The following is an 11,687-nucleotide window of genomic DNA, read 5'->3' on the forward strand; positions in this document are numbered from 1 at the left end:
GCTTACACGCCGGGCTTGCTCAGTATTCGAATGTCTCCACGCGTCGCAGGATCTCCTCCGCGATCTTGGCGGGACTCCCGCCCACGTCGACGACGATGGCCTGTTCGTCCGGGTCGACGGCCTCGAGTGTCGAGATCTGGGAGTCGAGCAGCGAGGCGGGCATGTAGTGATCGAGGCGAGCGGTCAATCGCTGGCCGATCTGATCCCGCGAACCGGCGAGGTGCACGAACACGACGTGCTCACCGCGAAGCACGTCGCGGTAGCTGCGCTTGAGTGCCGAACACGTGACGATGCCCGGCTGACCGGCGTCGGTATGGCTCTTGATCCAGACGGCGATCTTGTCGAGCCAGGGCCAGCGGTCTTCGTCGTTCAACGGATGCCCGGTCGCCATCTTGTCGATGTTCGCCTGCGGGTGGAGATCGTCGCCTTCTTGAAGGTCCCAACCCATCGCTCCGGCGAGCATGCCGCCGACCGTCGACTTTCCCGAACCCGAGACACCCATCAGGACGAGCACGGGATACTGCTTCTGCTGTGCCGCTTCGGTGTTCATGTGCTCGCCTACCTAGATGAATGCGCTCAACACGAGCACTCCGGCCAGGCCCGATACCGAGATGATGCATTCCATCACGGTCCAGGTCTTGAGGTTCTGTACCACGCTGACGCCCAGATACTCCTTCACCAACCAGAATCCGGCGTCGTTGACGTGCGAGAGGAAGAGCGAGCCCGCACCGATCGCCAAGACCATCAGCGAGACATGTGCGGACGAGAGGTCTGCCGCAACCGGAGCGAGGATGCCCGACGCCGTCACCGTTGCCACCGTTGCCGAACCTGTTGCGACGCGGATCAATACCGCTACCAGCCAGGCCAGGAACAGCACGGGGAGGCTGCTGCCCTTGATCGCGTCGGCGATCACTCCGGCGATACCGGTGTCGATCAGGACCTGCTTGAAACCACCACCGGCGCCGACGATCAACAAGATGCCTGCGATGGGAGGTAGGGAACTCTCGAGTGACTTCGAGATGGCCTTGCGGTCCATTCCGCCGCCGCGACCCAGCAGCACCATACCGACCAGAACCGCGAGACCCAAAGCCACAACGGGTGTTCCGAGGAAGTCGAGGACGGACTTGGGGAGTGCCTCGGAATCGGGTGCGATCACGTCTGCAAATGCTTTGCCCAGCATGAGAACAACCGGGAGGAGGATCGCTGCGAGAGTAGCCGCGAACGAGGGACGCTGCTTCTTCTCTTCCTCGCCTCGATCTTCGCCTGTGACAAAAAGATCCGGGACCTTCACGTCGACCCACCGCGCGGCGTACTTACTGAAGACCGGTCCGGCGAGAACAACAGTGGGGATCGCGACGAGGACACCGAGTGCGAGGGTGAGGCCGAGGTTTGCGTTCAAAGCCGAGACTGCAACCAGCGGCCCGGGGTGCGGGGGAACCAACCCGTGCATGGCCGAGAGGCCGGCGAGGGTGGGGATCGCGATGCGCATCAGGGACAAGCCGGAACGCCGCGCAACGAGGATGATGACCGGCATCAACAGGACGAGACCGATTTCGAAGAACATCGGCAGACCGATCACTGCGCCGACCAGAGCCATGGTCCACGGAAGCGCCTTGGTGCTGGAACGGCCGACCAGCGTGTCGACCACTCGGTCGGCACCGCCGGAATCGGCGAGGAGTTTGCCGAACATCGCGCCGAAACCGATCAGGATTCCAACGCTTCCCATTGTCGACCCGAAGCCTGTCGCGAATGCCGCGACCGACTCGGCCGATCCGAGGCCGGCCGCCAGACCGACGCCCACCGCGCCGATGGACAGCGCGAGGAAGGGATGCAGGTCCAGCCAGGTGATCAACGCGATGATGACCGCGACGCCGGCGACTGCAGCGATGATCAATCGTGCGTCGCTACCAGCGGGGACGACCTCGGCCGCCAGCAATGCTGTGGTGTTCATAGGGACTCCCAGTCCGATGAGTGATTGAGGTCACTGTTCCTTAATTAACCTACAATTTCAAGAGCAGACACTAATTTGTAGTATTTATTCGGCTTCCACCGGGCTTACTCCATACGCATGGGACGATCTACGTATGCCTTCTGTCCCGTTTCAGCAGTTACACGACTCGATGCTGGAACAGCTCGGCCAAGACATAGTCGGTGGTGTGCTCGCTCCGGGAACCACGATCTCCGCCGACGAGGTGGCAACGCGATACGACGTGTCGCGAACCGTCATCCGCGAAGTTGTCCGCGTTCTCGAATCCCTCGGACTTGCCTCGGTTCGTCGACGCGTCGGAATCACCATCCTGGGCTCCGAACACTGGAACTCGCTCGACCCCAATGTCATCCGCTGGCAACTGGCCGGTCCTGATCGGTTCGAGCAACTTTCGATCCTCAGTGAACTCCGTTCCGGCATCGAACCTCTGGCTGCGCGACTGGCCGCAACTCGCGCCACACCTGAGCAGTGCGGCGCTCTCACTGCAGCCGTCATCGGCATGTCAGCTACCTCGCGCGCTGCCGATACCGACGCATATCTCGGCCATGATTCCGACTTTCACCGCACATTGCTCGCCGCTTCCGGCAACCCGATGCTGCGGGCGATGTCGCAGATCGTCGTCGAGATACTCGAAGGCCGCACCCGCCACTCGTTGATGCCCCACGAGGCCGACCCCGAAGCGATTCACCTGCACGGAGTGGTCGCATCTGCTATTCAGGCCGGGGACGCCGACGCCGCGGAAGCCGCCATGCGCTCGATCGTCGCGGAATCCGCAGAAGCGGTCGAAACAATGCGCGAAAGCCCCGAACCGCCGCCTCATCTGTAAGTCGAGCCACAGACTCGGCGGAATTGGCCCGCAACTGCTCCGCAAGTGGAACGCTTGGCGCCATGACAGCACTCGCTACCCAGAACAGCGCACTCTGATGGCCCGCCCGGTACGCGTCGTCGTCCTCGGTGCCGGATCGTGGGGAACCACGGTGGCCGGCCTCGCCGCCCGCAACACCCCGACCCTGTTGTGGGCACGCAATTCCGAAGCAGCCGACGAGATCAATTCGCAACGGACCAACTCCAAATACCTTGGTGAGCGCAAACTTCCCAAGGGGCTCAAGGCAACCTCGGATCTGGTCGAAGCCGCCCGCGAAGCGGACGTACTCGTATGCGGGGTGCCATCGCACGCCGTTCGCTCCACCCTCGCCGAGATCGCCAACGAGGTTCGGGCGTGGGTCCCGGTGTTGTCACTGTCCAAGGGCCTCGAGCCCGGCACCCGGCAGCGTCCCACCGAAGTGATCGCCGAGTGCCTGCCCGGCCATCCCGTCGGATTGCTCGCGGGCCCCAACATCGCCAAAGAAATCGTCGACGGCATGGCCGCGGCATCGGTCGTGGCCACCCAGGACGATCGTGTCGCCGCCGCGCTGCAACCCCTGTTCGCATCGTCGGTCTTCCGCGTCTACCGCAACACCGACGTACTCGGCTGTGAACTCGGCGGCATCCTCAAGAACATCGTTGCCATCGCCTCGGGCATGGCTGACGGTCTGGGGGTCGGTGACAACACTCGTGCGATGGTGCTCGCACGCGGTCTCGCCGAGATGACCCGACTCGGTGAGGCGATGGGCGCCAACCCGCGCACCTTTGCCGGCTTGACGGGCGTCGGCGATCTGATTGCCACCTGCATGGCTCCGACTTCTCGCAATCGTCGCGTCGGCGAAGCTCTGGCGCAGGGATTGACCGTCGAGGAGGCTGTAGCCAAGCTCGGCCAGGTTGCCGAGGGCGTCAAGACTGCCCCCACCGTCATGGATCTGGCCCGTGAATACGGTGTCGACATGCCGATTGCCGCGGAGGTCGAGGCCGTCATCGGCGGTCGCCAAAGTGCCAGCGACGCATATCGCGGACTTCAGAAGGTTGCCCCGGGCGGCGAGCACGAAGTGGCGTGAGGAAGATCTACAGGTATCTAGCGATTTGGCTAGATACCTGTAGATCGCCCGAGATCACGGAATTGGAGCGTCGACGAAGATGTCGATCGCCAACGGTGACTCACCGCCGTACTGCGAGAAATCCGAGATCCCCGCCTCGCGCAAGATCTCGACGTCGAGCACTGTACGACCGGTATCCGTGCCGGCGGGACGCCCGAGAATCTCGACAGCCGCATCGGCCATGATCTCGGGTGAACGCGAGTGCTCGATACTGTCGTCTCCCCCGAGCAGGTTTCCGACAGCGGCCGTGGCGATCATGGTCTCCGGCCACAGGCAATTACTCGAAATCGGTGCACCTGAATACTCTGCGGCGATGCCCAAGGCCGCCAATGTCATTCCGTATTTGGCCAGCATGTAGCCCGGATGAGCACCCAACCAGTGCGGCGAAAAGTTGAGCGGCGGCGACAGCGTCAACACGTGCGCGTTGGCCGAAACCTGAAGGTACGGAAGGCACGCGCGGGTGAGCGCGAAGGTTCCACGGACGTTGACCTGCTGCATCAGATCGAATCGCTTCATCGCGAGATCTTCGGTTTTCGAGATGTCGAGGACGCTCGCGTTGTTGACCACGATGTCGATGCCACCGAAGTGCTCTACCGCTGCAGCCACGGCCCGCGCGATGTCGTCGTCGTTCCTCACGTCGCCGACGACCGGAACGGCATGACCCTCGAGCTCGTTCAACTCGTCCACAGCCGTGTGGACAGTTCCGGGCAGCCTGGGATCCGGCGTATCGGTCTTGGCGAGCAACACGATGTTTCCGCCGCGGCGCGCTATCGCACGGGCGATGGCAAGTCCGATGCCACGGCTTCCCCCGGACATGATCGCGGTTCGTCCGCGGAAGTTCTTGTCGTCCAAAACGAATCCTTGTCATCGTCGACGGTCTTCGTCGTTGCGGGTGTGGCCGCGTGAAGTCCCCACACGACCACTCGTCGACTTCCACGATATGAGCGCCTTCATGCGATGACTACGTCCGCAGAGCATCAACAATCGTTGGTCCGTTGTCCTGACGGGACAACGGATCAATCCGGTCAGCCACCCACCGGGCGCAGAATCCACCATCCGCCGAGCACGAGCACCGCGACGTTCACGAGCAGGAACAACCCGACCCAGACGATCGCGGGTATCGGTGAGAGCCTGGCCAATTGGTCGGCGTCCGAGTCCGGTGCCCCGCCTCGTCGCATTCGCTGCCGTTGAAGTTCCACGACCGGGCGTGGTCCGGCAAAGAGGAGGAAGAGCGTCAGGAAGTACGCTGCGGCCACTTGCTGCTCCTGGGTCCCCCACCAGACGAGCCCGAACAACACGGCTCCCACGACTGCAAGTGAGAAGACTCCGTAGAGGTTTCGGATCAGGACCATCATCACCGCGATGACGAATACGCCGATCCACAGCACCGAGACCGCACGCTGCGCGCCCAACAACCCGGCCGCGCCGAGTCCGAGAATCGACGGTCCGACGTACCCCGCGAACGTCATCAAAATGACGCCGAAGCCGGTCGGTTTGCCCGACGAAATCGCGACACCCGACGTATCCGAATGCAGGCGAAGACCTTTCAACCGTCGACCGACCAGGACGGCGACGATCAGATGAGCGCCCTCGTGTGCGATGGTGACGACGTTGCGGGCGATCCGCCACAGGTGTGGTTCGAGAACGATGATCACGGCGATCAACGCGGCCAGTTGAACCACCCAGGCCGGCGGATTGGGACTGAGCGCCGCCACCCGATCCCACGCGGTTTCGAGCGCGTTCACTCCGCTTGTCCGCGCAGGTATCGGCCGAAGTGCGGGACCGTGAATCCGATGGATCCACGTTCTGCCGAATAGATCAGCCCCTTCTTGATCAGTCCATCGCGTGCCGGCGACAGGGAAGCCGGTTTGCGCCCCAACTCGACGGCGATCTTCGCGGTTGCGACGGGCCCGTCGTCACCGGCGAGATCGGCCATGGCGCGCATGTACTCACGCTCCGCAGGTGTTGCTCGCTCATACCGCGATCCGAAGAAACCGACAGCGAGTTCTTCCTCAGCCGTCGGTGCGCCGACGCGCACGTCTTCTGCCGTGATCGGACTCGACGCCGCCACATCCCACGTGGCTTTCCCGTAGGCCTGAACGAAGTACGGGTACCCGTCAGCCGCTTCGTACAGAGCGTCGAGCGCGGATTCGGTGAACTCGACCTCCTCACGCTCGGCAGGCGCAATCAGTGCCTGATCTGCAGCTTCACGCTCGAGGCGGTCGATCCGGTGGTAGCTGAACAGGCGCTCCGAGTAGCTTTTCGACGCCGACAGCACAGCAGGCAGATGCGGAAGCCCCGCCCCGACGACGATCAACGGTGCCGCGTCCTGACTCAACTCGTGGCAGGCCCCGCAGATCGCCGAGACATCCGCTGCTCCGAGGTCCTGCATCTCGTCGATGAAGATGGCGATCCCGACGCCGACATCCCTGGCCAGCGACGACGCGTCGAGCAGCAACTCGACCAGGTCGATCTCGATGTCGCCGCTGTCCGCGCGACCTTTGATCGCGGGTGCGTCGATGCCTGGTTGCCAGCGCTCGCGCATTCCCTTGTCCGCAGTGGCGCGTAGGGCAAACGATTTGAGGACTCCGAGGAACTGCTCGACTCGCTCCGGATCGCGATGGGAGACCGCGATCTCTCGGACTGCCATGTGGAGCGCTGACGAGAGTGGGCGTCGTAAATCCTGATCGGGGCGCGCCTCGATCTTGCCTGTCCCCCAGCTTCGGGAGATCGCGGCCGAACGCAACTGATTGAGCAGGACGGTCTTGCCGACGCCACGCAAGCCGGTGAGGACAACACTTCGTTCCGGGCGGCCACGCGCAATTCGCTCGAGAACGACGTCGAAGGCGTCGATCTGCTTGTCGCGCCCAGCGAGTTCCGGCGGGCGTTGACCGGCACCGGGGGCATACGGATTGCGCACGGGGTCCATGCCCATCGACGGTACAAGCAGGGTAGACGAATATCCCGCTCTCTAGCGCGTGTCCTAGAGAGAACTAGTAACTGCTATTGCACCCCGTGAACCTCGTACTATCGCCGTATGCAATGGCTTCGGGCGGGGATCGGAATCATCGCGGGGGGCGCGCTATGGGTCATGTCGTTGCTCGCGTCCACACCAGACACGCTTTGCCAGGACAACTATCCCGCCCCCGACTCGCCTGGTCCGGGATACTTTTCAGCTGTGTGGAAGGCACATCGTCTTCCGCTGCCTGTGCCAGCAGCCAGATGCACGACACATCTAGTCGATGTGGACTCCACGGCTACCTCGGTCGTCGTGGACTGGCCGATGGCCAGTTTGGGGGTTCTCGGCATTACCCTCGTGGTGGTCTCGTTGCTAACCCTAAAACGCCCTACCGAAAACTGAGCGCCCAGCATCCCGTCTACCTGTTCGAGCCCGACCGCTAGATGAAGTCCCCGGCCACGTGGGCCCCAATTGCTCCGGCCAGAATGATCGCAGGATGCGCCGCGGCCAGATAGAGCCCCGACACGTCTTCGGCGAAGCCCAGCAGTGGCCGGCCACCGCGTGGAATGGGACGGTCAGCGACTACCGCCTCGATCAGTTCCACTTGGTCACCGTCCTCGAGCTGACTGCGGATCGCGTGCAGCGTCGGCCCCGCAAGCTCACGAGCATCTCCGGAGAACCCGAACGGAACATCCTCAGCCGCAATCAGTGTCGTGTCGTCCAATTGCCGGATCTCGAAATCCGGAGAGGAGAGTATTCCGTTCACCAATGGGTGGGGCGTCGAGAATCTGATGAGGCAACACGGGGAGGCGTCGACCTCGACGTCGACTCCCGCCGACGCCGCGAGTCCAGGAATCGCGGTACCCGCAGCGAGCACGGTGGCCGACCCGTAGACGGGACCGTCGGCAGTCATTACTCCGCACACTCTCATGCCCTCCGTGAGCACCCCGAGCGCACTGACATCGGAATACACTGTGGCACCGTACTCTTCGGCACCTCGCAGGAGCGATCGAGCGAACGCAACCGGATCAACGCCACCGTCATCAGGCGCGCAGGCTGCCACTAACGGGGCCGTCCGTAATCCCGGCTCACGAGCAAGGATTTCCTCTTTACCGATGAGGTCGACGGGATGGCCGAGTGCTCGATGCGCGTCGACGAACTTTCGAGTCTCCGCTTCCGTCGTCTCCCACGTGATCGCGCCTCTGCGGCGCAGACCGAATGGCTCGACGAGTTCGCGCTCCAGTCGGTCGAGCTCGAGTGCGGCGCCATGTCGGAACGGATCGGAGTAGGTTTCTGCTGCACTCTTCGAGAGGCCGACCCAGGCAAACGAGTTGCCGGTCACCCCTCCCGCCACCGAGCCCCGCTCGAGCACGGTGACTCGGAGACCAACGCGCGCCAGGTGATACGCGATCGACGCGCCGACGACACCGGCACCAATCACCAGGATCGGGCTGTCGTTTCGACCATTCGGATGCGTCACCAGTGGACCATATCTGCGAGCCGCAACCTGGATCCACTCGATTTGGATGCGAGGACTTCGGCGGTTAATGGAGGACTAGGCCTGTTCCCGCTCGGCGGCGAGAGCGACCGCCCGTTCGAAGGTATGGACGAGCACTGCACGCCGAGCACCCTAAACTCGAGCCACTCCCCACGCGGTGAACCTGCGGTCACCAGTCATCGGAGTACACGCAGCAGTTCCCAAAAGAGAACAACAACCGCCCGTGGGCACCGACAGGCCCGCCAGACCGGGCGTAAAGCCCGCCCAGTCTTGTCGCCAAGTCGCCGATCAGGTAACCCGAGGTCATCCGCGCGCTGATGCTTTGAGGCTGTCGACATTGGCGACGGGTCGCACTGGTGAACGCCCAGTCGTGGCCGAGGCCCTAAAGAAGCCCTCCAACAACCGATCCCGACTTCAGGTCGCATCACCCCCAGAACACCGAAACTGAAATCCCGGCTTCCGTCTGAACGCGTTGGCGTGCAATCTTTGCTCTGACTCTGTATCTCGGGACTTTCCAAAGCACTCTTCCGATCGTCGAAAAATATCCGCGCTGGATTCGACAATCGTCTAACGATATGTGACCTACATCTCCGTAGCGTTACCCGTCATATCCGGTTGGGTTTTCGTGAACAGGGAGTTGACGCTTGAAGAAGCCAGTTCTACATCGCGCGATGCGCGCTTACACGCGAACCGCCACGTACGCGGTATCGGCAACAGCACTCGTCCTCGTGGTTTCCGCGTGTGGCTCCGCACCGGGCGCCACACAGACTCGAACGATCACCGACGATCCGATACCCGCCTTCACCTTCGCTCTTGCAGCGGCTCCGATCTCCTTAGATATCACTAAGGATTTCGGTCCTTCCATGCAGGTTCAGACCCTGTTCACCGAACCGCTGGAACGGCTTTCCGGTGAAGGAGAGTTGCGACCTCATCTCGCCGAAGCCGTATCGGTTCCTGACCCGACGACCATCGACTACGTCATCCGGTCCGACGTGCGATTCTCCGACGGAACTCTACTGACCCCGGAGGACGTGATCTGGAGCCTTCGGCACGTCTCTGATTCCGCAGCCGGGGCGCAAACTGCCGGCGAGCTGGAAAGTCTCGAAAGCATCGAACAAACCGGACCGATGCGGGTGACTGTGAAGTTGTCGCATCCCGATCCGGTTGCCAGGCAGAGCATCGCGCTATTCGGACTGATCCAACAGGCAAGGTTCGCTGAAGAACATGCTGCCGAATTGGGTACTGCGCAAGCGGTTCCGGTGGGCACTGGCCCGTACCGGGTCCAAGAATATTCAAGTTCCGGTGTGCAACTTGTCCGTAACAATGACTACTGGTCGGAGCAACCTGCACCGGAAACGCTGAAGTTCGACGTGATTCCGGACGGCAACACCGCTCAGTTGGCAATGCGATCCGGCGACATCCAAGCTGCGAATGTGGCCGACATCAAGAAGCAGTCACAGTGGAAGCAGATCGGTGGAATCGACACGATCGAGGTCCCTCTGACCAAGCTCACGTATTTGACGTTCGATACCAGTACGAGTCCGTTCGACGATGTCCACGTGCGGAAGGCCGTCGCGCACTCGATCGATCGAAAAGGAATCGCAGAGGCGGCATTCGGCAACGACTCCGCGATATTGAAGGGTTTGGCAACTCCGGAAATGTTGACCGGTGTCGCCGGTTCCCCTGGGAACGCGCAATCCTTCCTGGACGGAATCGGCGGAATCGAGTTCGACAGTAACCTTGCGGCGCAAGAACTTGCCGCCTCGTCGCACCCCCAGGGATTCACGGTGGAGGTCCCCTACACCGACAACGTGAACTGGACGGAACTGACGGTACTCAACCTGCAACAAAACCTGGCGCCACTCGGTGTGACCGTTGTTCCAAAGCCCATCACCCAGACCCAATGGATTTCCGACCTGTACGCCCACAAGGTTCCCGGAATCGGATTCCTGTCGATTACCGCATCGACGCCCGACCCCAAATTGATCGGCTCCGTCGTCGGAAAGGAGAACGCTGTCGCACCGAAATTCAACGCCTCGAATTGGTCTACCGATTCCGTCGAACAGGCGCTGCCCGTCCTGAACGGATCGACCTCACCCCTGGACCGATGGACTGCCGCCCAGACCATCTTGACCGGCATCCACGAACAACTTCCGTACGTCCCGCTGTTCAATCCGAATCTGGTCTACGCAATTGCCGACGGGTTCGCCTTCGATCGCGACATGTCCTTCTACGACTTCGTCAACGGTTCGTGGGTTACCGCGGTGAAGGCAACGTCGTGAACGACTATCTCTCCCACACAACGAGGTTCGATTGAGATGGCAGTAGCGGCGTTCATCGGCAAGCGACTCGTGGTGTCGGCCGCGCTGCTTCTGGTAATCAGTTTTCTGGTGTTCAGTCTGCTGTCGGTGACGCCAGGCTCTGCAATTGCCGTCCTTGTCGGCTCTCGTCCGAGCACACCCGAACTGATCGCGGCCCTGGAGGCACGACATCACCTCAACGATCCTTTCCTTGTTCAGTATTGGCACTGGTTGGTCGATGCACTGCAGCTCGATTTCGGGACGTCGACCAGATCAGGTGCGCCGGTGACCGGCATCATCACCGATCACCTACCGGTCTCGATCCAACTGGCGGTGTACACACTTGTTTTGGTGGTCGGGATCGGGGTCCCCTGCGGAATGTCAGCGGCGTATCAGCGCGATAAATGGGTGGACAGAGGTATCTCGATGGCTTCCGTAATAGGTATGAGTGCACCAGGTTTCGCAGTCGGAATGTTGCTGATTTTCGTATTCGGACTCGAGCTCGGACTGTTCCCCGTTTACGGCGTGGGCAATGGATTCTTCGATCGCTTGGTGCACCTCACCCTGCCAGCAACAGCACTCGGCATCGCGCTCATCGCACTGCTGATCCGGCAGACACGCGCCGGAGCGCTCAACGTGCTCCGGCAGGACTACATGACATTCGCGAAAGCTCGTGGTCTCGACCCCTCACGGGTCTTCTTCCGATATGCGTTACGGAACTCCGCAATGCCGGTGGTGACTGCGGCCGGTCTGATACTGATCGCTGCGCTGTCCGGCGCCATACTCGTCGAGACCGTGTTCTCCGTACCGGGAGTCGGTTCGCTGATGGTGCAGTCGGTCACCGAAAAGGACCTACCCGTCGTACAAGGGTTGGCCGTGTGTCTCGGCGCCTTCGTGATTGTCGTCAACCTGGCGGTGGACGTGGTAGCTCTCCTCGTCGACCCGCGCATGCGGTACGCAGGAAAGGGATGAC

The 11,687-nt window shown here is 62.0% G+C and carries 10 protein-coding genes; 4 read left to right on the forward strand and 6 right to left on the reverse strand.

Annotated features, from left to right (window positions below; translation table 11 throughout):
* Positions 1-19: 19 nt before the first annotated feature.
* Positions 20-550, reverse strand: coding sequence for a gluconokinase (locus tag ACVZUB_RS26180; RefSeq protein WP_030536532.1), 531 nt, complete (start codon positions 548-550; stop codon positions 20-22).
* 12 nt (positions 551-562) lie between these two features.
* Positions 563-1,951, reverse strand: coding sequence for a GntP family permease (locus ACVZUB_RS26185; RefSeq protein ID WP_003939838.1), 1,389 nt, complete (start codon positions 1,949-1,951; stop codon positions 563-565).
* A gap of 133 nt (positions 1,952-2,084) precedes the next feature.
* On the opposite strand from ACVZUB_RS26185, the gene ACVZUB_RS26190 reads away from it, so the two are divergent.
* Entirely contained in the window at positions 2,085-2,813 is a 729-nt protein-coding gene (locus ACVZUB_RS26190) for a FadR/GntR family transcriptional regulator (protein ID WP_047272025.1), read from the forward strand.
* A gap of 97 nt (positions 2,814-2,910) precedes the next feature.
* The gene (locus tag ACVZUB_RS26195) at positions 2,911-3,918 is read left to right on the forward strand and encodes an NAD(P)H-dependent glycerol-3-phosphate dehydrogenase (protein ID WP_003940093.1); all 1,008 of its coding nucleotides are present in this window, start codon (positions 2,911-2,913) and stop codon (positions 3,916-3,918) included.
* 54 nt (positions 3,919-3,972) lie between these two features.
* On the opposite strand, the gene ACVZUB_RS26200 is transcribed toward ACVZUB_RS26195, so the two are convergent.
* From ACVZUB_RS26200 to ACVZUB_RS26215, 4 genes are all read right to left on the reverse strand, one after another.
* A complete protein-coding gene (locus tag ACVZUB_RS26200) occupies positions 3,973-4,809 on the reverse strand; it encodes an SDR family oxidoreductase (protein WP_256082574.1) in 837 nt (278 codons plus the stop codon).
* A 173-nt stretch (positions 4,810-4,982) separates the two neighbouring features.
* Complete coding sequence (locus ACVZUB_RS26205; RefSeq protein ID WP_003940327.1) at positions 4,983-5,702, reverse strand: M50 family metallopeptidase; 720 nt, start codon at positions 5,700-5,702, stop codon at positions 4,983-4,985.
* Positions 5,699-6,886 (reverse strand): ATP-binding protein, encoded by a 1,188-nt coding sequence (locus ACVZUB_RS26210; protein WP_042924931.1) that lies wholly within the window; start codon positions 6,884-6,886, stop codon positions 5,699-5,701. Before ACVZUB_RS26210 ends, ACVZUB_RS26205 begins: the two co-directional genes overlap by 4 nt.
* A 469-nt stretch (positions 6,887-7,355) precedes the next feature.
* Positions 7,356-8,396 carry an NAD(P)/FAD-dependent oxidoreductase gene (locus ACVZUB_RS26215; RefSeq protein WP_482627891.1) on the reverse strand — a complete coding sequence of 347 codons (1,041 nt, stop codon included), beginning with the start codon at positions 8,394-8,396 and terminating at the stop codon, positions 7,356-7,358.
* Positions 8,397-9,058: 662 nt separating this feature from the next.
* Here ACVZUB_RS26215 and ACVZUB_RS26220 point away from each other — a divergent pair.
* Together ACVZUB_RS26220 and ACVZUB_RS26225 are read left to right on the forward strand one after the other, a co-directional pair.
* A complete protein-coding gene (locus tag ACVZUB_RS26220) occupies positions 9,059-10,696 on the forward strand; it encodes an ABC transporter substrate-binding protein (protein ID WP_134929666.1) in 1,638 nt (545 codons plus the stop codon).
* 36 nt (positions 10,697-10,732) lie between these two features.
* Complete coding sequence (locus ACVZUB_RS26225) at positions 10,733-11,686, forward strand: ABC transporter permease (RefSeq protein WP_099698652.1); 954 nt, start codon at positions 10,733-10,735, stop codon at positions 11,684-11,686.
* The last annotated feature ends 1 nt before the right edge of the window (position 11,687 follow it).

It is taken from the genome of Rhodococcus sp. OS5, from assembly GCF_056837585.1.

What these genes read in the sequence shown, in the direction of transcription:
- ACVZUB_RS26210 (WP_042924931.1), bottom strand. Translation starts at nt 6,886, where the DNA reads ATGGACCCCGTGCGCAATCCGTATGCCCCCGGTGCCGGTCAACGCCCG.
- ACVZUB_RS26190 (WP_047272025.1), top strand. Translation starts at nt 2,085, where the DNA reads ATGCCTTCTGTCCCGTTTCAGCAGTTACACGACTCGATGCTGGAACAG.
- ACVZUB_RS26180 (WP_030536532.1), bottom strand. Translation starts at nt 550, where the DNA reads ATGAACACCGAAGCGGCACAGCAGAAGCAGTATCCCGTGCTCGTCCTG.
- ACVZUB_RS26195 (WP_003940093.1), top strand. Translation starts at nt 2,911, where the DNA reads ATGGCCCGCCCGGTACGCGTCGTCGTCCTCGGTGCCGGATCGTGGGGA.
- ACVZUB_RS26185 (WP_003939838.1), bottom strand. Translation starts at nt 1,951, where the DNA reads ATGAACACCACAGCATTGCTGGCGGCCGAGGTCGTCCCCGCTGGTAGC.
- ACVZUB_RS26225 (WP_099698652.1), top strand. Translation starts at nt 10,733, where the DNA reads ATGGCAGTAGCGGCGTTCATCGGCAAGCGACTCGTGGTGTCGGCCGCG.